The 23,474-nt window shown below is 68.3% G+C and carries 16 protein-coding genes and 2 pseudogenes; 12 read left to right on the plus strand and 6 right to left on the minus strand.

Annotation, left to right across the window (positions count from 1 at the left end; all coding sequences use genetic code 11):
* Positions 1 to 27: 27 nt before the first annotated feature.
* Positions 28 to 4,725 carry an amino acid adenylation domain-containing protein gene (locus tag ACFYOH_RS15550; protein WP_388625849.1) on the plus strand — a complete coding sequence of 1,566 codons (4,698 nt, stop codon included), beginning with the start codon at positions 28 to 30 and terminating at the stop codon, positions 4,723 to 4,725.
* Entirely contained in the window at positions 4,722 to 9,470 is a 4,749-nt protein-coding gene (locus ACFYOH_RS15555) for an amino acid adenylation domain-containing protein (protein WP_388625851.1), read from the plus strand. The genes ACFYOH_RS15550 and ACFYOH_RS15555 overlap by 4 nt, the downstream gene beginning before the upstream one ends.
* On the opposite strand, the gene ACFYOH_RS15560 is transcribed toward ACFYOH_RS15555, so the two are convergent.
* Together ACFYOH_RS15560 and ACFYOH_RS15565 are read right to left on the minus strand one after the other, a co-directional pair.
* Positions 9,445 to 10,338 carry an oxygenase MpaB family protein gene (locus tag ACFYOH_RS15560; protein WP_388625853.1) on the minus strand — a complete coding sequence of 298 codons (894 nt, stop codon included), beginning with the start codon at positions 10,336 to 10,338 and terminating at the stop codon, positions 9,445 to 9,447. The genes ACFYOH_RS15555 and ACFYOH_RS15560 overlap by 26 nt on opposite strands.
* A gap of 120 nt (positions 10,339 to 10,458) precedes the next feature.
* Entirely contained in the window at positions 10,459 to 11,412 is a 954-nt protein-coding gene (locus ACFYOH_RS15565) for an aspartyl/asparaginyl beta-hydroxylase domain-containing protein (RefSeq protein ID WP_388625855.1), read from the minus strand.
* A 170-nt stretch (positions 11,413 to 11,582) separates the two neighbouring features.
* On the opposite strand from ACFYOH_RS15565, the pseudogene ACFYOH_RS15570 reads away from it, so the two are divergent.
* The 4 genes and pseudogenes from ACFYOH_RS15570 to ACFYOH_RS15585 form a co-directional block, all read left to right on the plus strand.
* Positions 11,583 to 11,846 (plus strand): annotated as a pseudogene (locus ACFYOH_RS15570) (hypothetical protein); the annotation flags it as partial.
* Between the two features lie 102 nt (positions 11,847 to 11,948).
* Entirely contained in the window at positions 11,949 to 12,815 is an 867-nt protein-coding gene (locus tag ACFYOH_RS15575) for an ABC transporter ATP-binding protein (RefSeq protein ID WP_388625857.1), read from the plus strand.
* Entirely contained in the window at positions 12,812 to 13,495 is a 684-nt protein-coding gene (locus ACFYOH_RS15580; protein ID WP_388625859.1) for a hypothetical protein, read from the plus strand. The genes ACFYOH_RS15575 and ACFYOH_RS15580 overlap by 4 nt, the downstream gene beginning before the upstream one ends.
* Positions 13,496 to 13,536: 41 nt before the next feature.
* Complete coding sequence (locus tag ACFYOH_RS15585) at positions 13,537 to 14,571, plus strand: hypothetical protein (protein ID WP_388625861.1); 1,035 nt, start codon at positions 13,537 to 13,539, stop codon at positions 14,569 to 14,571.
* A 45-nt stretch (positions 14,572 to 14,616) separates the two neighbouring features.
* Here ACFYOH_RS15585 and ACFYOH_RS15590 read toward each other — a convergent pair whose 3' ends face one another.
* The gene (locus ACFYOH_RS15590; protein WP_388625870.1) at positions 14,617 to 15,846 is read right to left on the minus strand and encodes a cytochrome P450; all 1,230 of its coding nucleotides are present in this window, start codon (positions 15,844 to 15,846) and stop codon (positions 14,617 to 14,619) included.
* Between the two features lie 211 nt (positions 15,847 to 16,057).
* On the opposite strand from ACFYOH_RS15590, the gene ACFYOH_RS15595 reads away from it, so the two are divergent.
* Together ACFYOH_RS15595 and ACFYOH_RS15600 are read left to right on the plus strand one after the other, a co-directional pair.
* Positions 16,058 to 16,369, plus strand: coding sequence for a PadR family transcriptional regulator (locus ACFYOH_RS15595; RefSeq protein ID WP_388625872.1), 312 nt, complete (start codon positions 16,058 to 16,060; stop codon positions 16,367 to 16,369).
* On the plus strand, positions 16,366 to 17,139 hold the full coding sequence (locus ACFYOH_RS15600) for a hypothetical protein (RefSeq protein WP_388625874.1): 774 nt from the start codon (positions 16,366 to 16,368) through the stop codon (positions 17,137 to 17,139). Before ACFYOH_RS15595 ends, ACFYOH_RS15600 begins: the two co-directional genes overlap by 4 nt.
* A 24-nt stretch (positions 17,140 to 17,163) precedes the next feature.
* Here ACFYOH_RS15600 and ACFYOH_RS15605 read toward each other — a convergent pair whose 3' ends face one another.
* Positions 17,164 to 18,192, minus strand: a complete 1,029-nt coding sequence (locus ACFYOH_RS15605; protein WP_388625875.1) for a 2,3-diaminopropionate biosynthesis protein SbnB — start codon at positions 18,190 to 18,192, stop codon at positions 17,164 to 17,166.
* Positions 18,193 to 18,259: 67 nt separating this feature from the next.
* Between ACFYOH_RS15605 and ACFYOH_RS15610 the strand changes: the two are divergent.
* The 4 genes and pseudogenes from ACFYOH_RS15610 to ACFYOH_RS15625 all read left to right on the plus strand — a co-directional run.
* Positions 18,260 to 18,438 (plus strand): annotated as a pseudogene (locus ACFYOH_RS15610) (IS21 family transposase); the annotation flags it as partial.
* A 1,087-nt stretch (positions 18,439 to 19,525) separates the two neighbouring features.
* The gene (locus tag ACFYOH_RS15615) at positions 19,526 to 20,707 is read left to right on the plus strand and encodes a ParB/RepB/Spo0J family partition protein (RefSeq protein ID WP_388625876.1); all 1,182 of its coding nucleotides are present in this window, start codon (positions 19,526 to 19,528) and stop codon (positions 20,705 to 20,707) included.
* Positions 20,708 to 20,836: 129 nt separating this feature from the next.
* A complete protein-coding gene (locus ACFYOH_RS15620; protein WP_388625878.1) occupies positions 20,837 to 21,046 on the plus strand; it encodes an MbtH family protein in 210 nt (69 codons plus the stop codon).
* Positions 21,047 to 21,292: 246 nt separating this feature from the next.
* A complete protein-coding gene (locus tag ACFYOH_RS15625) occupies positions 21,293 to 21,442 on the plus strand; it encodes a hypothetical protein (protein WP_388625880.1) in 150 nt (49 codons plus the stop codon).
* A 275-nt stretch (positions 21,443 to 21,717) separates the two neighbouring features.
* Here ACFYOH_RS15625 and ACFYOH_RS15630 read toward each other — a convergent pair whose 3' ends face one another.
* The gene (locus ACFYOH_RS15630) at positions 21,718 to 22,017 is read right to left on the minus strand and encodes a PadR family transcriptional regulator (RefSeq protein ID WP_388625881.1); all 300 of its coding nucleotides are present in this window, start codon (positions 22,015 to 22,017) and stop codon (positions 21,718 to 21,720) included.
* Between the two features lie 252 nt (positions 22,018 to 22,269).
* Positions 22,270 to 23,190 (minus strand): condensation domain-containing protein, encoded by a 921-nt coding sequence (locus tag ACFYOH_RS15635; RefSeq protein ID WP_388625983.1) that lies wholly within the window; start codon positions 23,188 to 23,190, stop codon positions 22,270 to 22,272.
* Positions 23,191 to 23,474 lie beyond the last annotated feature (284 nt).

A 23,474-nucleotide genomic window follows, 5' to 3' on the forward strand; every position in this document is an offset into this window, starting at 1 on the left:
AACCTACGGACCGAAAGGGCGACTGCCATGAGCGATGCCACCCCGGCACCCCGGCCCACACCGGTCGGGGGTGCCTACCCGCTGACCCCCATGCAGGAGGGCATGTGGTTCCACTCGCTCCTCACCCCTGAGGACGACGCCTACGTCGAACAGGTCGGCGTTCTCATCGAGGGCCGGCTCGACCCGGCGGCTTTCCGCCGCGCCTGGATGGCGGCCGTGTCGCGGCACACGGCACTGCGTACCTCCTTCCACGCGGTGGAAGGAAAGCCACCGGTCCAGCTGGTCCACCGCACCGTCGAGGTGCCCTGGAAGGAGGAGGACTGGCGTGACGTCCCGGAGCCGGAGCGGGACGAGCGACTGGCGCAGCTGTTGCGCCGCGACCGGGAGGCCGGTTTCGACGCGGCCCGTCCTCCGCTGTTGCGCTTCATGCTGCTGCGGCTGGACGAGGCAGTCCACCAGTTCGTCTGGACGCACCACCACCTGCTGCTCGACGGCTGGTCGGTGCCGCTGGTGCTGCGGGACGTGGCCGCCGGCTATGCGGCCGCCTGCGGCGGCGGTGCACCACAGCTGCCCGCTGCTCGCCCGTTCGAGGACTACGTCAACTGGCTGGCGCGTCAGGACCTGGAGGCCACGGAGCGGTTCTGGCGTTCCGAACTGGCCGGCTTCACCGAGGCCACCCCGCTGCCGTTGGACCGCGGCACAACCCCCGCCCCCGAGGAGGGCGAGGGCGGTGCGCACCGGGTCGAGCTGCCCGAGAGGGTGGCCGAGGACCTGGACGCCCTGGCGCGGCGCGGGCTCACCGTGAGCACCGTCGTTCAGGGCGCCTGGGCGCTGCTGCTCGGCCGCTACAGCGGCGAGCACTCCGTGCTGTTCGGCACCACCACGGCCGTGCGGCCCCCGGAACTGCCCGGCATCGAGGACCTGGTCGGTCTCTGCATCAACACCGTGCCCGTCCGGGTGCCCATCGAGCCCGGCACACCGGCCGTTCAGTGGCTGCAGACCCTGCAGCACCGCTTGGTGGAGGGGCGTCAGCACGCGCACCTTCCGCTCTCCCGGGTACAGGGCCTGGCCGACCTGCGCCCCGGCGCCCCCCTGTTCGAGTCGCTGGTGGTCTACGAGAACTACCCATCCGACCCTGGCGGAGTCCGGCTCGACGACACCGGCCTGACCTTCCGCCGCAACGCCGGACAGGAACGGACGACCTTCCCGCTGACGCTGGTGGCGCTGCCCGGCCGGGCCCGGGGTCCGGCCCTCCAGCTGATCTACGACGGCCACCGGATCGGCTCGCGGGAGGCAGCCACCCTGCTGCGCCGGCTCGTTCACCTGCTCTCCGCACTCGCCGCCGCACCCGACACCCCCATCGGCAGGCTGCCGCTGCTGCCACCGGAGGAGGCGCTGCGGCTGGCCGCACAGGGCAACGCCACCAGCACCGCATACCCGCGCGAGCGCGGGCTGTTCGAGCAGTTCGAGGAGCAGTGCTCGGCCCGGGCCGATGCCATCGCCCTGAGCGAGGGCCCCCGACAGTGGACGTATGGCTACTTGGCAGACCGGGCGGCGCACGTCGCCGGCCGGTTGGCCGACCGAGGCCTGCGGCCGGGCGGCCGCGTCGGCGTCTTCCTACCGCGTTCGACCGCCTTCGTACAGGCCGTGGTCGGCATCGTGCAGGCGGGTGGTGCCTATGTACCGCTCGACCCCGGATACCCCGCGGCACGGCTGGCGCGCATGATCGCGGACAGCGGGCTCGACCTCATCGTCACCGACGCCGAGCACAAACCTGGCATGCCCGAGGCTTCCGGCGTGCCGACGCTCCGCATCGACGCGCCTGCCGACCCGGTCGGCTCCCCGCGGCCCGCGCGGCACAAGGACTGCGGGGAGTGGCCCGCGTACGTGATGTACACGTCGGGATCGACCGGGGTTCCCAAGGGCATCGTCATTCCGCAGCGTGCCGTCAGCCGCCTCGTGCTCAACACCGACTACGTCGACCTCGGCCCGGGCGATCGGATCTGCCACACGTCCAACGTCGCCTTCGACGCAGCAACGTTCGAGATCTGGGGCGCGCTGCTGAACGGTGCCGCCCTCATCGTGATGGACGGGGACGACGTTCTGCCCACAGGAGGCTATGCCCGTACGACCCGCGAACTGGGCGCCACCACCGCCTTCCTGACCACCGCGCTCTACCAGCAGATCGCCGCGGCCGACGCCACGGCCTTCGCCCCGCTGCGCACTCTGATGTTCGGCGGCGAGCAGCTCGATCCGACGCTCGCCGCGGCTGTGCTGCGCGAGGGTCCTCCGGAGCGGCTGCTGCACGTCTACGGCCCGACCGAGAGCACCACCTTCGCCCTGTGGCACCGGATCCGCGACGTCCCCGACGGCGCCCGTTCCGTGCCGATCGGCCGGCCCCTGGCGAACACCATCGCCTACGTCCTCGACGAGGACGGCAACCTGGTGCCCCCCGGTGCGGTCGGCGAGCTGTACGTCGGCGGCGACGGGCTCGCCCACGGCTACGCGCGCCACCCCGCGTTGACGGCAGAGCGCTTCCTGCCCGACCCGTTCGGTGCCCTCGGCGGCCGCATCTACCGCACCGGCGACCTGGTCCGGACCGACGGGGACGGCGCGGTCACCTTCCTGGGCCGGACCGACCAGCAGGTGAAGCTGCGGGGCTTTCGCATCGAACCCGGCGAGATCGAGCAGGCCCTGCAGCGCCACCCGGCCCTACGTGCCGCCGCGGTGCGGCTGCGCGACGACGGTCCTGGCGGGGACCGGCAGCTGGCCGCCTATGTTGTCGCCGAGGGGGCTGCCCCCACCGCCGCGGAGCTGCGCGCGCACTGTGAGCGGCTGCTGCCGGAGTTCATGGTCCCCGCCACATTCACCCTGCTGGACGGCCTGCCGCTGACTCCGAACGGCAAGACCGACTACCGCGCCCTGCCCGTCCCCGAGCGGACGGCCGCCGGCCCCGACAGCCCGGGGCGGCGCGAACCGCGTGGTGCGATCGAGGCGGTCGTGTGCGGCATCTGGCAGGACGTCCTCGGCCTTGAACGGGTCGACCCGGGCGACGACTTCTTCGTCCTGGGTGGGCACTCGCTGACGGCGGCCCGGGTGCACAACCGTCTCCGCGAGGTGTTCGACGTCGACCTGCCGTTGCGGCTGGTGTTCACCGAGACGACGGCTGCCCGGCTTGCCGCCGCTGTCGAGAAGGCCCGCGACGAGCGGGACGGTGGGCCTGCGGAACCGGTTCCCGAGCTGCGACACACGCCGGAGGCCGGTCCGGCCCCGCTCTCGTCCGCACAGCAGCGGCTGTGGTTCCTGGAGACCTGGGAGCCCGGCACGGCCCTCTACCACATCACCGGCGCGGTCCGATTTCACGGCAGCCTGAATGTTGCCGCGCTGAGGAGCGCCTGGCAGCGGCTCGTGGGCCGCCATGACGCGCTGCGGATCCGCATCGACGACAGCTGCCCCCAGGAACCGCGCCAAGTGGTGACCCGGCGAATCCGTGCTGATGTGCCGCTGTTCGACCTGAGCGGGGTGGCCGAGCCCGACCGGCACAACCTCACCACACAGCTGGTAGGTACGGCCACCGGTACCCCGTTCGCGCTGACCGAGGGTCCGCTGTGGCGGCTTGCGCTGCTGCGGCTGGGACCGCAGGAGCACGTGTTGGTCCTGGCCCTGCACCACCTGATCGCCGACGGCCGTTCGCTGGAGGTGCTGCTCGAGGAGTTGGGCACGGGGTACCGGGCCATGCAGGACGACGGCGCGGACGGACTCGCACTGGCGCCGCTACCGGTCTCCTTCACCGACTACGCCCGCTGGCAGCGCTCGTGGCTCGGCGGTGAGCGGCTGGCGCGGCAGCTCGCCTACTGGCGTGGGCAGCTCGCCGGCGTGTCGGACGCCCCGCTGCCCACCGACCGGCCTCGCGGGGAGGCCGGAGTGACCGGTGATGCCGCGGTGGTGGCCGCGGAGTTGCCCGGCCGGGTGGTGGCCCGCCTGCAGGAATTCGGCAACGAAGCGGCAGTCACCCCGTTCATGGCGTACCTGACGGTGTTCGCGATGGCTCTGGGACACAACCGGCACCTGGGGGATGTGGTGGTCGGCACCCCGATCGCCGGCCGCGGTCGTGCGGAGCTGGAGAACACCGTGGGCTTCTTCGCCAACACGCTGGTGTTACGGATGAGTCTGGAGGGGGACCCCACCTTCCGCGAGCTGTTGGAGCGCACCCGCGACGTCTGCCTGGATGCCTATGCCCACCAGGACGTCCCCTTCGAACGAGTGGTCCAGGAGCTCAGACCGGAGCGCAGCGAGGGCCATCTTCCGCTGTTCCAGACCTGGTTCGTGGTGCAGGACACCCCGGAGCTGGCCGAGACCTTCCCCGGGATACGGGTCGAGCCGCTGCGCGGCGGCGCCCAGCAGGCCCGGTACGACCTGCGGCTCGACATCCAGCGGCAGGGCGGGCGGCTGCGCGCCACATTCGAGTACAAGACCGCACTGTTCGAGAACGCGACCGTCTCCCGGCTCGCCCGGCACTTCGAGCGCCTGGTCGAGTTGGCGGTCCTTGAACCGGATGCTCGGCTGTCGGACCTCACCCGGCGCATCGAGGCCGTGGACGAGCGTGCACGCCGCGAGCGAAGCGGCGCCGTCAGCCTGGCCAGTTTGAACCGTCTGAAGAACGCTCGTCGGGAGCGCACGCGGGACGCGGGCGAGCCCGAGCCTACGCAAGGAGGATGTGCATGAAGTCGGCCATCGAGGGATTCCGGCTGTCGAGCCAGCAGCGCCGTGTCTGGAGTCTGTTGAGGACAGGAGGCGCGGCCGGCTACGCGGTCCGCTGCTCCGTCCGCCTGCCGGAGCCCTGCGACGCCGAGGCGCTGCGCGGTGCGCTCGGGCGGCTGGTGGCCACGCATGAGATTCTGCGGACCGGTTTTCGCCGCCCTGAGGGTGCGGATGTGCCGCTCCAGGTGATCGACGAGGAGGGCGGAGAGGTCGCCCTCACGGTTCATGACCTGCGGGGAAGTGCGCCTGAGGAGCAGCGCAAGAGGTGTGCCGCGCTGTGGGAAGAACTGCGCACGGCCCCGTTCGACCTGGAGAGCGGCCCGGTCATCCAGGCCCTGCTGGTCCGGACGGACGCGGCGGAAGCGGGATCGGGCACCCGCCTGCTGCTGCGGGTGTCGGCGATGTGCGCGGACGTGGCCTCGATGCGTGTCCTGGTCGCCGAGCTGGGGCAGGAGCTGGCCGGAGAGAAGGATCAGGCCGATGACGAGGTGCTGCAGTACGCGGACCTGGCCCAGTGGCAGCAGAGCCTTCTGGACGAGGCGGAGTTCGAGCTCGAGCGAGAGTACTGGCTCGGCCGGGACCCGGCCGTCCTGGCACGTCCCGAGCTGCCTTTCGTGCAGCGCGGCCCGCACACCGCGCCGTACCGGCCCGGCTCGACGGTCAAGTACCTGACGGAAGGGACGAACGCGCGGCTGCGCGCGCTGGCCGAGACATGGGGCGTCCCCCTCTCCACCGTGGTGCTGGCCGGCTGGCGCCTGTTGCTTGACCGGATCACCGACGGTGGGCGGTTCGCCGTCGACGTCCGCTTCGGCAACCGGCGTGCCGAAGAGCTGCGGTCGGCCGTCGGACCGATCGCCAAGTACCTGCCCGCCTCCGAGAAGCCGGAGGGCGGCGAGCAGTTGGCGGCGTTCGTGCTGCGGCTCCAGGCGGAGCTGGAGCGGATGGCGGAGATCCAAGAGTACTTCGGCCGGGAGCAGCTCGACTCCCGTCTGCGCCAAGGGGAGTCGGGCGGCGCCGGGGAGCTGGGTGACGGCGGCTTCGGGGCGGGCTTCGACTGGGAGAACGGGGAAGCGCCAGGGGCTTTCGATACGGCTGCGGACCGCCCCGCCATCGATGTCCTGGAAGCGGTGACCGAACGGTTCGAGGTGCGGATCTCGGGCTGGGAGGAGCAGGGCGGCGTGCGGCTCGAGCTGTGGCATGACCTTGGCTCGATGTCGGCGGCCGATGCGCGGCTGCTGCTGGGCCAGCTGTGCGCGGTGCTGGGCCGGGTCGCGGAGGACCCCGAGGTCACGGTGCGGGAGCTGGCCGTCGTGGAGGCGAAGCCGGAGGACGGGGCTCCGTCGTCCGTGTTCGCCGTCCGCCCCGACGGCGGCACAGATGTGTCCGGGGCTGGGTTTGTGCATGAGCGGTTTGCTGGGTGGGCGGGGCGGGTGCCGGGTGCGGTGGCGGTGGTGGCGGGGGATGGGGTGTTGTCGTATGGGGAGTTGGAGGGTTGGTCGAATCGGTTGGCGTGGTGTTTGCGGGGGTTGGGTGTGGGGGCTGAGGTGCGGGTGGGTGTGGTGGCGGGGCGGTCGGTTGGGTTTGTGGTGGGTTTGTTGGGTGTGTTGAAGGCGGGTGGTGTGTTTGTGCCGTTGGATCCGGGGGTGCCGGTGGGGCGGCGGAGGGTGATGGTGGAGGAGGCTGGTCTGGGGTTTGTGGTGGGTGGTTTGGGTGATGTGGCTGGTTTGGGTGAGGGTGTTGTGGGGGTGGATGTGTGGGGTGAGGGGGTGGCTGGGTGTTCGTCGGATCCGGTGGGTTCTTCGGGTTCGGTGGGTTCTTCGGGTTCGGTGGGTTCTTCGGGTTCGGGGGTTTCGTCGTCGGGTGCGGTGGGTGTGTTGGGGGGTGAGCAGTTGGCGTATGTGGTGTTCACGTCGGGGTCGACGGGGGTGCCGAAGGGTGTGTGTGTGACGCATGGGGGGTTGGCTGAGTATGTGGCGGGTGTGGGGTCGGTGTTGGGGCTGGGGTCGGGTGCGGTGTTCGGGGTGGTGTCGTCGTTGGGGGCGGATCTGGGGTTCACGGCGGTGTTTTCTGCGTTGTGTTCGGGGGGTGTGCTGCATGTGCTGCCGGAGGAGTGTGTGGGGGATCCGGTGGAGTTCGGGGGGTATTTGGCCCGGCATGGGGTGGATTGTGTGAAGGTGACGCCGTCGTTGGTGCGGGCGTTGGTCGAGGGTGGTCGTGGGTTGGGTGTGGAGGGTGTGGGTGTGTGGGTGGTGGGGGGTGAGGCGCTGGACTGGGCTGTGGTGCGGGGGCTGCGTGAGGTGGCGCCGGGGTGCCGGGTGGTGAATCACTATGGGCCGACGGAGACGACGGTGGGGGTGTTGGCGTTCGAGGTGGGGGACTCGCTTGATGAGGTTGATGGGTCCGTTACGGGCTCTGATGGTGTGGTGGGTTCGGTGCCGTTGGGGTGGGGTCTGGGTGGTGCGCGGGTGGTGGTGCTGGATGAGTGGTTGAGGCCGGTTCCGGTGTGGGTCGAGGGTGAGGTGTATGTGGGGGGTGCTGGTGTGGCGCGGGGTTATGTGGGTGGTGGTGGTGTGTCGGGGGAGCGGTTTGTGGCGGATCCGGTGGGTGGTGGGGGTGGTCGGTTGTATCGGACGGGGGATCGGGCGCGGCGTTTGGGTGGGGGGGAGTTGGTGTTTGTCGGGCGTGGCGATGATCAGGTGAAGGTGCGGGGTTTCCGGGTGGAGCCGGGTGAGGTGGCGTCGGTGTTGGGCGCGCATCCCCTGGTGGGTGGGGTTGTGGTGGTGGGGGTTGGTGCGGGTGTGGGGGTGCGGTTGGTGGCTTATGGGGTGTGGGAGGGGGTGGGTGAGGAGGAGTTGCGGGAGTGGTGTGGGCGGTTTTTGCCGGGCTATATGGTGCCGTCGGTGTTTGTGGGGTTGGAGCGGTTGCCGGTGACGTCGAATGGAAAGGTGGATCGGTCGGCGTTGCCGGCGGTTTCGGTGACGGCTTCTCAGGGTGTCGGTGGCGGTGGGGTGTTCGAGGCTCCGGCGGGTGTGGTGGAGGAGTTGTTGGCGGGGGTGTGGTGTGAGGTGTTGGGGGTGGAGCGGGTTGGGCGTTGGGATGATTTTTTTGTGTTGGGCGGGGATTCGATTATGTCGATTCAGGTGGTGGCGCGGGCGGCGCGTTTGGGGTTGGGGTTGTCGACGCGGTTGTTGTTCCGTCATCGGTCGGTGGGGGCGTTGGCGCCGTTTGTGGGTGGGGGATCGGGTGGGGTGTTGGGTGAGCAGGGGGTGGTGTCGGGTTCGGTGGTGCTGACGCCGGTGGTGCGGTGGTTTGTGGAGGGGGGTGGTCCGGTCGGTTTTTACAACCAGGCGGTGTGGTTGCGGGTGTCTGGTGGGGTTGATGTGGGTGTGTTGGGGCGGGTGTTGGTGGGGTTGGTGGGGCATCACGATGCGTTGCGGTTGCGGTTGGTGAGGGATGGGGTGGGTGGCTGGGCTCTGGAGGGTGTGGGTGTGGGGGGTGTGGTGGAGCGGCTGGTGTTGGGGGTGGTGGATCTGTCGGGGGTGCCGGAGGGGTTGAGGGGGGATGTGCCGGGGGTGTTGGAGGGGTTTGCGGGTGCTGTGGGTGAGGGTGTGGAGGTGGGATCGGGGTGTTTGTTGCGGGGGTTGGTGGTGAGGTTGGGGGGTGAGGATCGGGTGTTGTTGGTGGTGCATCATTTGGGGGTGGACGGGGTTTCGTGGCGGGTGTTGCTGGAGGATCTGGGGCTGGGGTACGGGCAGTTGATGTCGGGGGATGTGCTGCGGTTCCCGGTGAAGACCACGTCGTTCCAAACCTGGGCCCAACACCTCGACGAGCTGGCCCAGTCGGACGAGTTGCTGCCCGAACTCGGCCACTGGACCTCGGTGCTCTCCGGAAAGGGTCTGGCAGTGCCGCGGGACACCGATGCCGATCCTGCGGAGGTCAATACGTATGCCGCCGCCGCCACGGCGGCCGGCCGGCTGGACCGGGCGGAGACCGAAGGACTGCTGCGCCCGGGCACGGCCGATGTCGGTGCACTCGACCTGCTGCTCGCCGCGTTGGGCCGGACCCTGGCCGAGTGGACCGGCGATACCCGAGTGGTCGTGGAGATGGAGGGGCATGGCCGCGAGTCTCGCTGGGACGACGCGGATGTCTCGCGGACGGTGGGATGGTTCACCACCATGTACCCCCTGGCCCTGGACTTCCCTCCGGCGGCCGACGGGGCGGGTGACGACGTGTCCCGGGTGCACCAGTCTCTGGCCGCGGTTCCGGGCGGCGGACTCGGCTACGGGCTGCTGAGGCACAACCGGAGTGATGCCGCGGCTGACGCGCTGCGCGCGCTGCCCCACCCCGAGGTGCGCTTCAACTACCTCGGTCAGCTCGCGACGGGCGGCCCCGGCGAGGACGGCGTCTTCACCATGAGCCCGGACAGCACCGGACCCACGGCCGCCCCGGACGGCATACGCCGCTACCTCCTGGACATCACCGCGGTGGTGGCCGAGGGGCGGCTGCATGTGAATTGGATCCACTGCCCGCACATCCATGACACCGCCACCGTCGAGCGGTTGGCGGCCGCCTTCCTGGACCGGATCCGGGAACTGTGTGCCGCCCACGCCGGGACGGGATCCACGAGTCCCCGCGACTTCCCGCTGGCCCAGCTTGACCAGGACCAGTTGGATGCCCTCGCGGCTATGTTGGGGGACGAGGAGGACTGACAGCCGGCAAGCCGGGCCGGAACTCACCGCTGCGCACCCGCGCGACCTCGCGCATGTAGCGCCACCGGTCCGGTAGGACGCTGTGGCCGGCCCGGACCGCCGCCGCCAAGGCGTTGAACTCCCACTGCTCGGTCCGTGTCCACCGCTCGCCGAGCAGTTCCCGGACCTCGGGCGGAATCGTGCCGACCGCCAGCAGGCGGGCCGTCCGGCCCAGCGCCTCCCGGACCGCCGGCCAGGCGGCGTCGAGGCCGGCCGGCAGTCCGGGCGGGCGCGGCGGTCGCCGCATTTCCTCGAGCAACGTGCGGGCCGCGGGAGTGTTCGTCAGGCCGTGCAGGATCATGTCCCGGAAATAGCGGCGAAACTCCTCCACCGTGGGTGGCATCTCCCGCTCGGGAACTTGCAGGACGCGGCCCAGCTGCCGCGACTCCGCGTAGAGGCGTCGCAGCTGGGCTGGGCGTAACGGGCGGCCGAACAGCCGCCGGGTGGTGGCATAGCGCTCGAACAAGGTGGCATTGACCCAGGCGTACGCCGCTCCGTTGAGAGCATGGTAGGTGCGCCCGTGCTCGTCGACGCCCCGGAACGAGCGGTGCAGCGCACGGAGCCGCTCCCCTTCCGCCACCGCCAGCGGGCCGCCGTAGATGTAGCGGAGCATCGAGGATCCGGTTCGCATCGCACGTCCCCACGAGTCGGAGCCCAACACCGAATGGCGGGAGACCGCAGCGCCCACCATCGGATGCGCCACCTGAAGCAGGAGCGCGGAGGGGACGATCAGCAACGCGCGGTACTCGCCGGCGATGTCCCACATCAGCGAACCAGGGCCCAGTGGCTCGGGAGGCATCCGGCCTTCGGCCGGCGGGTTCGTCGTCACCGTGGCAAGGCTAGTCGGTCCGCGTCCCGCTGGCGGCTGCCGGCGGCGAGAAGCGCCTCCGGCCGCCGACCACACGAGTGTGGTCGGCGGCCGCAAAGGGGTACGGGTCGAAAGTGGGCGTCAGCCCACCAGGTGGGGCTGCTGCCGCGTGGTCTCCAGCACCTGGTTGCCGATCCGGTACCGGAAGACGATCTGGCGCCTACCGGCGTGGGACTCGATGGCGAAGGTCTGCTCCTCGGTCCAGCACAGCGGCCGGAAAGCCCCGTTGCCAAGATGGGCCAGCTTCGTCTCGTGCTCACCCAGCTTCACCACGAGGTGGCCGTCGCGAACGGACAACTCCGCTTCGACGTCGTCCTTCTCGAACGCGTTCCACTCCTTGGCGGTGGGAAACTCGGGGTACGGCCTGAGGAAGGACGAGGGCAAGGTGATTGCGCCACCGAGGTCCTTCAGATCGTCAGGCAGTGATTGGCCTCCGTTGAAGTACATGATGTCCTCGGTCTCGATCTCCTTCCGCAGCTGCTCCGGAAAGAGTTCGAAGAGCCGTTCGCTGATGTAGCAGTCCAGGATGAGATGGACCCGCGCTGCCTCCCCCTTGTTGTAGAGGGAATGTGGCGTTCCGAAGTTCGCGTACCAGAACTCGCCGGGCTGCCAGCAGTAGTCCTTTCCGTTGAGGACCAGGACGGCGTGGTCGTTTGTCACGACCGGGATATGAAGGCGCACCCAGCCCGCGGAGAGCCCATAGGGTCGGTCGGAGTGCTCGAGTACCGATTTTCCGGCGGCGAGCGAGCTGAACCGCGCCGCGCGCAGCGGCAGGTCGATGGCCTCCAGGAGCTCCCGAACATACGGGGTGTGCTTCATGTACTGCGTATCGGCGACCTCGTCCCGCCCGGAGCCCTCCGCGTCTCCGCCCGAGATGCGCAGTGGGAGGTAGGCCCATCCGCCGGCGTCCTCTTCGTCCGAGTCCTCTGGGGTCGGATTGGTGTGGGTACTGAAATGCTTTTCAACTGCGTACAGGTCCGCGCGCAGCCGATCGGCATCAATTTCGGGCCGCAACTTAACCGCGTCTGGCAGCATCGACACGTTCTCCCCATGCGTGGGCTGGATTTGACGAGGTTTGCCGATTTGCGGGTGGCGTACATCCGAACCCCGCTCGGCGCAGGGGAGTACGAAAACTCCCAGGCGAAATTCGCCCATATGCTAACGCGCTCGGAGTAGTGCAACAAGGGCAACGGGCTGACACCGTGGGCGTGCACAAGGTCGGCGAGCAACCAGGGATCTTTCCGCTGTCCACCTTCACCGAGTTGGACGCAGCTGGTGGCTGAGGCGGCCCCGGAGACGGCGAGCAACTCCTCGAACGCGCCGTTCGCTACCGCACGGTGGGGGACATGTCCTGCACCGGAGCGGTGGAGTCGACCGCGAGCCGACGCACCAGCGCCGACGACAAGCCGTCGGCGGCTGCCATCCGCAGGTCGGCGCTGCTGACGGCGCCGCTCACACGGTCGCCGTGACGCGACGCTGATAGTTCGCGCCGATTAGTACGCGACGAGCGCTACGCGGCGTGTAGTATCCCTGGCATGGCAGACAGCGAGTCACCCGTTGTCCTCGCGGGTATGACAAAGAAGTTCGGAACGACCGTCGCCGTCGACGCACTGGACTGGGCCCCCAAGCGGGGCCAGGTCACCGCGTTGGTCGGCCTCAACGGCGCCGGAAAATCGACCACTATGCGGGTCATGACCGGGCTGATCCGTCCCACCGAGGGCTCGGTGACGATGCGGGTCGGCGACGGTGAACGGCCTCTCTCGGCAATGATCGAGGGCCCGGCCCTCTATCCGGGACTGTCGGTTCGCCGCAATCTTGAGATCCAGCGCGTCCTGACCGGCGCGCCCGCCTCCGAACTGAAGGAGGTGGCCATGCTGATGGAGATCGACGACGTGCTGGGCAAGCGCGTCAAGGCGCTCTCCCAGGGCTACCGGCAGCGGGTGGCGATCGGCGCCGCACTGCTGGCTTCGCCGGCGGTCATGCTGCTGGACGAGCCGACCAACGCGCTGGACCCGGAGGCGATTCAGCACCTGCGCCGCCTGATCCGCCGCACCGCGGACCGCAACGTCGCCATGGTGGTCTCCACCCACCAGCTGCGCGAACTGGAGGGAACCGCCGACGCGCTGACCCTCATTCATGAGGGCAAGGTCCACTATGACGGACCGTTCGACGCCTTCGTCGGCAAGCCCAGCCTGCGCGTTCGCGCCCTCGACGGGGCTGCGACCGGAAGCCTGGCGGTGCTGCTCGAGGAGCAAGGCCTCGCGATAGAGCGGACCGGGGACGAGCTGAAAGTGACACCCGACGGGCACGCCGACCTGCTCTCCAGCCAGATTTTCGAGATCGCGGCCGGAGCCGGCATCAAGCTCGTCGAGCTCGCCCATGTCACCCCCACTCTCGAAGAGGCCTTCCAGGCCGCGATCTCAGGAGCGCGCCCATGAGGACGTACCGCGCGGAGCTGCTGCGCACCTGCAACCGAGCCCACCTTCTGCTGATGCTCTTCGCCCTCTCGCTGTTGGGCTTCCTGATGTTCAACTACAAACCGCAGCACCAGACCCCGCTGGGCGGATTCCAGCAGGCGGGCATGGTCGTGGCCTCGATCTTCATGTGCCGCGCGGCCGTAGTCGCCGGCGGGGATTTCAGCAGCGGTACGATCCGGCCCTGGCTCATAGCGCGGCCGCGGCGCAGCGAGGTCTTCCTCGGGAAGCTCGCCGCCTCACTCACCCTCGGAGTGGTGTTCTGCATCGTCGCGGGGGTGATGGGATACCTGGCGAGCGCGGTGCAGAGCAAGACGCCGACGGTCTCGCACGACGCCGCCGTGGCGGGCCAGCTCCTGATCGGGATCGGAGCGCTCACCCTCTTCGGCCACGCGATCGGCGTGTTCACCCGCAGCATTCCGGTGGGGCTGACGCTGACGCTCGGCTGGGTCCTGCCGGTGGAGAAGTTCCTGTCCAACCCCAGCCGTGACCATTGGCTTCCCGGTATCACTGTTCAGAACATCACCATGGGGAAGTTCACGGGCGGCGCCTGGAGCGGGGCGATCAGCCACGCGTACATCCCCTTCCTGATCCTGGAAGTCGCCGCACTGGTCTTCTTCCTGCGCCAGGACGTCAACAGTTAGCGCGTACGGGGAGCCCGCGTGGCTCCGGTTCCGCACATGGAGTGATCCACATGACGATTGCCGATAGTGAGAGCCTGCCGGTCGGGCACCGAGCACGGCCGGCGGTACGGACAGCGCTCGTGGGGGCTGTGTTGAACGCGATCCTCTTCGTCGTGTTCGGCTACGTGACCACCCAGGCGAAGTCCGTTCGTGACGGGAGCCCCTGGCAGGACGACCCTTACGACGCGGTCGTGACGTTCACGTTCTTCTGCGTGCCGATCCTCGTCCTCCTCGTCGTGCTGCGCTTGCCCCTGTGCCGGCGCGCCGAGCCGCTGCCGCTGTACCGGGTCACCCAGCTGCTGCGCGCCAGCGGCATCGCCACGGCGCTCGTATCGCTGACCTACGCCGCCGACTGGGTCGCGACAGCCACCGGCGCGCAGCGCAGCCTGTGGGACTCGGGCACGCCCTGGCTCATCGGCGCCCTTGGCGTGGTCACCGTGCCGACCGCTCTCACCTGGCTGGTCCACGCACGGGCGCGGAGGCTGCTGCCCGTACGGATCGGCCGGCAGGAGGGCGGCGACTGGTTGCAGGACACGCAGCTACTCGCCGATCTGCTGGGGCGTAGGTTCCCGCGGGCGTTCGGGTGGCTTTCCGGCTGGTTGGTGCGTACCGACGCCGCCGCCTGGATCCGCCGGCGCTTCACCCTCCTCGTCGTGGTGGCCAGCCTGCTCGGTGGCGTCGGGCTGGCCGGCTCGCAGATGCAGGAGGACGGCTTCAGCTCGCTGTTCTTCATCGAGGGCGCATGGTTCGCAGGCGGCATGTTCGCCTTCGCGGTCATTTGCGACGCATTGCTGCGACTTACCGTCCGGCCCGCACCGACGGGTCCGCTGAGGCACGCGGCTTACGTCGCGGTGACCGCGGGCGCGCTGGCCCTGCCAGTCTCGATGGGCCTGCGGCGCAGCATCTGGAGTGCCATCGGTTTCACCGGGACGATCGACACCCCCGCGCAGTACGCGGGACTCACCTTCAGCTGCGCGCTGGTGATGTTCGCCCTGGTGTTCGCCGTGGTCTTCCTCCGGTCCGCCCGGAGGCGATAGCCGGCCGGCGGTCCGAATCCCCCGTCGGGCCGCCGGCCCCTCTGTCTAGTGCGAGGGCGTCAGCCGCACCGGGAGGCGGCAGATGCCACTCAGCAGATTGGAATGTGTGCGCTGCACGGGACCGGTCGGCTCGATCCGCCCGACCCGGTCGCGCAGCACCTCCAGCAGCGAGCGGATCTCGCTCCTGCCCAGGTAGGCGCCGAGACAGAAGTGCGGGCCGTGTCCGAAGGCGAGGTGCTTGTTCGGTGTCCGGGTGAGGTCGTAGGTCTCCGGTTCGTCGAACACCTCCTCGTCCCGGTTCGCCGAGCTGTTCCAGAGCGTCACCACGTCGCCGGCCCGGATCAGTTCGTCGCGCACCTTGACGTCCTCTCGTGCCACCCGGCCGAAGTGCATGGCCGGGGTGGTCCAGCGCAGCACTTCCTCGACTGCTGTATCGAGGCCGGCTCGCCGGGACTTGACGGCTTGCCATTGGTCGGGATGCTCGATGAAGGAGTGCACTGCGCCGAGCATCGACAGCCGGCTGGTCTCGTCTCCGCCGATGATCAGGCTGTAGCAGTTGAAGATGACCTCGTGAGGGGTGAGGCGCTCGCCATTGATGGTGGCGGTGGCGAGCGTGCTGATCACGTCGTCCTGCGGCGCCTGCTGACGCTCGGTGGCCAGTTCCAGAAAGTACATCAGGATCTCATTGCGGGCCGCCCAGGCATCGCCGTCGACCGCGTCCTGCTCCTCCGAGCTCAGTGCGGACTTGTTCAGGCGGAGCAGGTACGGTCGGTCGCTCTCGGGTACGCCGAGCAGGTCGCAGATGGTGCCCATGGGTATGTGATCGGCGACCTCGGCGGCGAAGTCCACCTCGCCCCGGGCCAAGGCATCTTCGATCCTGCGGGTTGTATTCCTCTGGATCCGCTCGGCGACCCGGCTGAGTGCACGTGGTGAGAATGCCTTGAGGAGGGTGTTGCGAACGTCCCGATGCCGCTGGCCGTCCGTCACCGCCAGCATCTTCCCTGCGGCCGTGTCGTGGCCCTGGAGAAGAGTGGTGAGCACATTGCCCTTTTCGGCGGTGTAGTTGACCTCGTCCTTGTACACCGCCAGGACGTCGGCGTGCTTCGAGAGCACCCAGAACCCGGGTTTGCCATCCTTTGCGGGATGCCAATACACGGGCCTGTCCCGCCGCAGCACGCGCCAGAACCCGGCGAGGTCTAACTCCGAGTGTGTGGCGGGATCCGCGAGATTCACCGCGGCTATGTCGTCGAGCGTGTCGGGTTGGAACTGGCGCATGTCACTGATCCGTTTCGACGGCATCCGTCCGCCCGGGCGAGGGCGACGGCGCGGCGGATTCGAGAAGTGCGCGGCAATCGTAGCCGCGGGGCGCAGGCCGCGGCGAGCAGCGACAAGTCGCGCCCGGTGTCCCGTTGTTGGCGCCTTTTACTTCGTGGCACGTGCCACGACTTGGCGTACCATGTCCCGGGAAAATCAGGGATGGAGGCCCATGCACAGCAACAATGCGCAGATGCTCGTACTCACCGTCCTCGCGGACGGCCCGCTGCACGGCTACGCGATCAACACCGCCATCGAGTCCCTGTCGGGCACCAAACTCGGCCCCGGCAGCCTGTACGGCGCCCTCTCCCGCCTCGAGACACATGGACTGATCCGGCCCGCAGACGAGGCGAACGATCCGGGGCAGCGTCACCGCACCATGCAGATCACAGACGCCGGACGTAACCTGCTGCGCACCGAACTTCAGCAGATGGCCCGGGTCTCCTCGGCAGGCCTGCATGCGCTCGGGGTGGACCCGGCATGAGGGCGGCTCGCCTCCTGGCTGGCCTCTACCCACCAGCCGTTCGGGAGCGCTGGGGTCAGGACCTGTGCCGGGAGGTACAGGCCACCGGCCTTCGCTCGTGGCCGGACACGCTGGCCGGGGCCGCGCGGCTCTGGTTTCATCCGGCTGACTGGCCGGAAACCTCCACCGGCCAGACCCGTCGCGTCCTGACCGTCACCCTCTTCGTCATCGCCTCGGCCACCGTGCTCCTGCTGCGTACCGGTTCACCCGCGGTCACCGTGACCACCGACATCGGCCATCCGCTCACCAGCCTGTGGCTGGCGCCGCTTCTGGTCGGCACCGTCCTGGCCACCCCTCTGCCGCCGCTCCGCATTGCCGCGCTGGGCCGCCTACTCGTCGTGACAGTGCGCCTTTTGGCCGTCCCGGTCGCCCAGGTGGGGATCCTGTTCATGCTGGCCCGGAACGGCATTCTCGCCCGGGCCACGGGGTGGGTGGATGCCGCCTTGACGCTCTACTACTGGCTCACCCTGGCCTCGGTCGCGCTGTGCCTGTGCATGCTGGTCGCCCGCGTGGTAAGGGCTGCCGCCGCGCCGGCCGCGCGCCGGTTGTCCGCAGCGCTGCTGTATCTCGGTGGGGGACTGGCACTCGCGGCGGGTCAGAGACTCCTCGCGGTGATCTGCGGCGCGGCCGGGTTCGGTGTGATTGTTCAGACCGTGATGCTGGGCCTGCTGGCCGCCATGGCCCTCAGCACCGGCCAAGACCTCCGCAAGAAGGCGGCACCGGCAGGCTGATCCTGCCGGTGCCCTGAGTTGTCGCTATCGGGTGCTTGCTCCGGAGAAGTCCGGCACGGTGAAAACGCCCTCGCTGCCCAGCGCGCGCTGCAGGACGAGAGCGGCAACCGCGATGTCCAGGGAACCGAGTCCGAACGGTGCGTACACGGCGGTCTTGCTCGGGTTCCGGCGGATTCGGCCGTCCAGGTGGTCGCCGATGTTGGTGATGTCGGCGCGCTGGACGATGCCCTCATCGAGCGCGAGGGCGAGCGAGGTCTTCTCCCGCAGCGCGTGCGAGACCTCGTCCACGATGTGCTCGGCACCCGCCATGGCTGCGGGCGTGAGATCGCGCAGAGACATGTGCAGTACGACGGCCCCAGGGTAAAACCAGTCGGCTTCCCCGACGTATGGCTCCACCGCCGTGGTGGCGAAGAGCACCAGGTCCGCGTCGTCGAGCGTCGCGCGCAGCGTGCGCTGTACGGTCACTGTGTCGGTGATGCCGTGGGTGTGGGAGGCGGCGAATGAGCGCGCCCGCTCCTCGTCCAGGTCATGCACGGCGACGGAGCCGCAACGCCAGCCCTGTTCTGCCATGGCCCTGACGGTGGCGTCCGCGATATACCCAGTGCCGACGACGGCCATCCGGCGTATCGCCAGATCCCCGCCGCGTAGCGCGCGGGCGCCCACCGTCGCGGAGAGCGCAGTGCGGAAGGCGCTGATCCGGGCGCCTTCGAGTACAGCCCTGGGAAATCCGGTCGCCACGTCATTGAGCACGATCAACGCGGATGCCCGGGGAAGTCCGCGATCCAGATTTCCTGGGAAGCTGGATATCCATTTCAAGCCCATGGCGGGGGTTTCGCCCGCGACATACGCGGGCAGCGCGATGGCTCGCCGCCGGTCTGATGGGTCGGGCCGGAGGAACAAACTGTCGGGATTGACCAGTTCACCCCGGGCCGCCTGCCGGTAGACGGTTTCGACGATCCCGGCGCCTTCTTTTCCGAGTCCTTCCAGAATGCGACTGACGACAGCTGCGGGGACGACGGTGAGTTCTTGCGAATCATGTCTGACTGTGCTCATCGCATGTCTCCTGACGGTAATGGCGCGCGGATCAATTCATGGAGGGTCCATGTGAAGAAATCTCGGTTACCGTGCCATGGCCGAGCCGGCCGGGTGCGCCCACCGCACGGTGGCTCGGCATATGAAGACGCGGGTCGCCGGCCGGCACCCCGGCCGACGCCGTCACCGGGCCCGGGCGATCGACGACTGTCTGCCGAAGATCGAGGACCAGTGGTCCGCTCGCAGCGCAAGATGCGCCCGCCCGTCCGGGCGTTTGACCGCGGAATCTCCGCACTCGAACCGTGGAACCGGCCCGGCAGGCCCCGTGCCCAGTGCACATGATGGGGGAAGGTCGCGTCAAATGCCGCTCGCCGTCGCCTCGGATCGGCCCTTGGTCTCCGGGGCGGCGGGCAGGCACGTGCGTATGGTCGTGCCGTAGTGCCGGGAATGGTTCGGCCTGGGCTGACCGTCCTGGCACGTTCTCCGGGTCGGAGAGCTCCCGAAGCAGGTCCTTGCGGGAAGGCCTCCTGTGATACGCGATGCGGTAGTACAGTTCAGGTAATGCGAGGCGTGTTCGATCGAAGGCCGCGCAACGAGCGGCGTGGGTGCGGGCGTTGGCGGCAGGGCGCCGACGCCGCGGTGCTTCCGGACCGCACGTGGACGAAGTGTCTGGAAGGAAGGGGTCGCTGTGGAGCAGCCGGTGCGGGACCGCGCTGCTTCGAAGCCGCAAGGCGGCGGCCGGGGCCGTCGCTCGGGTGGGGGCGACGATCCTCGTGTCTCGCCGCCGGCTCACCGAAGTCCACCTTACTGGGCGATTGCCCCTGGGTGAGTTGGAAGTGCACGGATTCTGCCTCGTGCGGGAATTGTCAGTGCCTTTTGAGTCCGGCTTCTACCGTATTTCCATTTGGAATTCGAAGCCGGGCGGAGTCGGCGGTACTCGGCACCACTCCTCATGTGTCACCGGAAGAATCTCAGCAGGCCGGGCCGCCCCGAGAGCAAGCTCGGGGCGGCCCGGCCTACTGCTGCGCGCCGAAGACTTGGCGATATCGTTTCGTCAAGAGATCTTAAAGGTGGCAAAAGATTCTGACGCGCTGTTGACGTGCCGAAAGTTGTTGCTGAAGTCTGCGTTGAGCGTCATGTTCAAGTCATGTTGGTGGTAATGTCGGCCACAAGCTAAGGCGGGTGAGGCGATACGTAGGTTCCACGGCGATACGGCGCCGTAAGTCTTTCGAATTACGCGGAAGAGCAACCGGTGGCAGGCGCGTCGACCCGGCAGGAGCGTGATCCCTTCTCGGGATTCCAGCACGCCAGCGCTCCGGCCTTAACGTGGGCACCGGTTGCGGAACGGGGGAGCATGTCGATTGAGGTGCGCGGGACCGTGCAGGGTCTCGGGGGTCAGGTTGCGCGGTTCCTGGCCGAATGGCAGGAGGGTGAGCGCCTGGCCGGCGGGGTGACCAGTGTTCCGGTTGCGGAACTCTCCGATGCGGATTCCCCACGTACAGCGGGGGAGGATTCCAGCCATACGATGGCTCTGGCAGAGGTGGATGATCAACTTCCACCGATCGTCGTCCATCGTGCTACGAACCGGGTAATCGATGGCATGCACAGGTTGCGTGCGGCGAAGTTGCGTAATGACGACTACATTGACGTCTGGTTCTTTGATGGCACCGAGGAGGATGCCTTCGTCCTGGCGGTGACGCTCAATACCCGCCACGGGCTTCCGCTGTCACGGGCGGATCGGACCGCCGCAGCGCTGCGCATCATCCGCTCGCACCCGGAGTGGTCGAACCGGGTGATCGCGTCCGTGAGCGGCCTCTCGGACAAGACAATCGCGGTCCTGAGGCGCAATCTGACTGCGGAGACTCCGCGGTCAGACGTGCGGATAGGTGCGGATGGCCGGTCGCGACCTGTGGATCTGGCCAGCGGACGCGAACGTGCCGGTGAACTGATCAAGAAGAGCCCCCACCTTCCGTTACGGAAGATCGCCCAGGAGGCGGGGATCGCCGTGTCAACGGCAAAAGATGTCCGGGACAGGATCCGCTCGGGCCAGGACCCGGTGCCTTCGCGGCAGCGGGCGGAAGTCAATGGCGCGAAGGCCAATGGCAAGGAAGCCTATGACGGGCTCTCCGCGGCACTCCAAAACCAGACGATGCCCCCGTCGCCGACGGAGGTCGGTCCGCTGCTCGATGCGCTGCGGCGGGACCCGTCGGTGCGCCACACGATAGCGGGGCGTACCGTCCTGCGGCTGTTTCAGCTGCACTTGATCAAAGCGGAGGAGTGGGCGCACCTGGCTCAGCGGCTTCCGCCGCACTGCAGCGCCGCGATGGCTCAGGTCGCCAGGGCCTGCGGTGAATCCTGGCTGTACTTCGCCCGGAAGCTCGAGTCCCGGCGTTCGCGGGGAAGCACTTACGGCGAAGCGCTTCGGAGCGAGTCATGGGTTGACTCCACGGACAGTCGCTCGCGGACGAGGAGGAGTGCTGAATGGATCCCACCTCACCCCACAACGGCATGTCGCAGATCACGCTGGACCGGGTGACTGCGGTCGTCAGGGACGCCTTCCTCGACTCTTCAGCGGTCGTGAGTGCGTGATCGTGCCGCCGGCTCTCCCTTTGTTGGTCCGTACCCGGTCTTCTTCCACAAGGCAGTCGCACTCCAAGGAGGAGTCGTGACCAACCCGTTCGACAACCCGGACGGCGTGTTTCTCGTGCTGGTGAATCACGAAGGCCAGCATTCGCTGTGGCCCTCGTTCGCGACGGTTCCTGACGGCTGGGACGTAGTGCTGGGTGAGAGCAGCCGACAGGAATGCCTCGATTACATCAACGATCACTGGACGGATCTGCGTCCTAAGAGCCTGGTCGAGAAGATGGGCGGGTAGGCGACTCGACGGGGCCCGTCGTGATCCGGGCGCGTCCATCGTGGGGGACTTCGCCGCGGCTGCGGTGCTGACCGTGCCCGGCGCGCTCGGCGACCGCTTGTCCCCACGGTCGCTGCTGATCTCCTGCCTGTCAGTCCTCGTAGTGTGGAGACGATGGGTGCGGCCAGTCTCTCGGCGAGGATGCCCGGCACTCGAAGGCGTCGGCCATCCGCCGCGGGCGGTCCTCGCCGTGGGGTGGACGGGTGCGTGATCGATGCGGACCAGCACCAGGGTGTTGTCGGCCACGACGGTCAAGTCGGCCGCCTCCAGGCCCATATGGGCGACGATCGTCTTTGCGATGGCCCGGCAGCTCATCGCGCAGGGCACGCGGTGGCCCGGCTGGTGCTGCTGGACTGAGCGAGTTGGCGGAGTACCGGCTGGCCGACGAGGCGGGTTTCCTGGCCGAGCACATGGATCCGGCCACGATGGACCGCTATGTGGAGACGGCTCGTGCCCATACACGGCCCGCGCCTACCGGCCCGGCCGTTACGAGGGCTCCGTCCTGCTGCTGCGCTGCGCCGCCCCCTCGGAGCCGGCGGACGCGGACCCAGCCGGGGCCTCGCTGTCCAGGCCGAGGCCTCAGTGCTCCCGCAGGGACGCTGGATTGAGCCGGACGAGTCGCCGGATGACGCTCATGCCGGGTTCACCCCCAGGCCCCGAAGCCCCGCGGCTGCCACCCGGGCCATCGAGCGCAGCTCCTGCTCGAGCACCTCGCGCCCCTTGGCGGTCAGCTGAACGGGCCGGGCGCGCGCCACCTCGTCCAGTGATTCGACCAGCCCCTTGGACTCCAGCCGGGTCAGTGCGCCGTACAGGCTGCCGGGGCCCAGCCGCTTGCCGGTCAGCTCCTCGATGGCCGTGTTGATGGCGTAGCCGTGCAGCGGCCCGTCCGAGAGCACGCACAGGACCAGAGTCTGAGCGTCGTTGGCCTGCATCTTGTTCCTCCTCGTCTCGCCAGCCAGATTATACGCGACGCGTGCTACGGGACGTGTAGTATCCGGGGCCGTGACGGAGGACCCGGCACCCGTCGTTCTGGCGGGTGCGACAAAGGCGTTCGGCAGACGACGACCGTCAAAGCGTGTTCTTACGACACGGTTCGCGACTTCGCAGAGTGATACCGGACGATCCGAAGGCCGCCGCACTCCGTCGTCGAGGCATTGTTCAGCTCGCGATAATTGTCCGTCAGGTCATCGCTGCCTCGCCCTCTCACCGGTTCGCTGAACCTGTCCATCGACTGGTCCAGAAGATGGGGATCCATCCGGCGGTAGGCCAGGAGGGACTTGAGGACCTCCTGGTGGACGTGCGAGAGCATGTCCGTGTGTGAGGGCCTTCTCTCGAGAAGCACAGGAACGCGAAGAGCGAACATGCCCGGCCTCCTCCTGCGCGCGGTTTCTCATGTTCACCGTGGCCGAGAACTTGAGCCTGTCCTGCGACGTCAGCCCGAACACGGAAAGCGCATAAGACGCCAGCACCCACTGAAACTCGGTGTGCCTGGCCTCGCGTGTCGATGCGCGCAACCCGTCCAGCTCCTGACCCCCGATCCGGACGTTCGTGTGTCTCGTCACGGGTTCACGGATGGGGCGGAATTCGCTGTCACGGACCTGAAGGATCGGCGGGATGCCCGGGTACCGACTCTGCCAGTACGTCTCTTCTTGCCGCACCGTGTCGCCGCCATGCGCATCCCGGACCGGCTCGAAGAACCTTACGGAAGAGCCCTGCCCTCGCGCATCTGTGTCCGGTGCCGCGTATCCCTTCCACAACTCACGTTCAGTGATTTCGGATGACTCTGCGTCGAAGAAAAGGTGAGCGAAACCCAATATCAGTACATGGAGCGTGGGTGAATACCTGACGAGGAAGAACCGGAAGGGGTATTCCTTCTCCAGATCCCATTGCCTGGTCGCCTCGGCGGTGAGAAACAGGGCGACGTATCGATGGAACTGGTCCACCGACTGCGCCTTGATGTTCTTCGCCGTGATGAGGCGGTCGATGGGAAGCGGGTCGCGAACCGTCTGTACCAGGGCTCCTTCCTGGCGTGCGAGACCGAGACGCAGCGCGTCGTACCTGAGTGTGATCCCGTGCGGTGCCGCAACCAGGGCGTCAGGGTCCAGTTCCCCCCGTTATCCGCTGTGCCCGCCACAGGGCCATGCGCCACGGTGAATCCGGTGGAAACCGTCGGAGATGCGCCTTCTGCGCGGCCGTGAGGGGATAAAACATGGGGCCCATGCCACCACACCTGTTGCGCATACCTGCTTTCCGGATGTTCTTCATCGGGCGAACACTGTCCATGATCGGCAGTGCGGCAATACCCACGGCTCTCTCCCTCGCCGTCTATCTGGCTCATCGGTAGTTGTGCCTTGTACAAGTCCCTGTCCGAGGCAGGCCTTTCCACCGC

This window comes from Streptomyces sp. NPDC007856, from assembly GCF_042868225.1.
Taxonomy (GTDB): Bacteria; Actinomycetota; Actinomycetes; order Streptomycetales; family Streptomycetaceae; genus Streptomyces.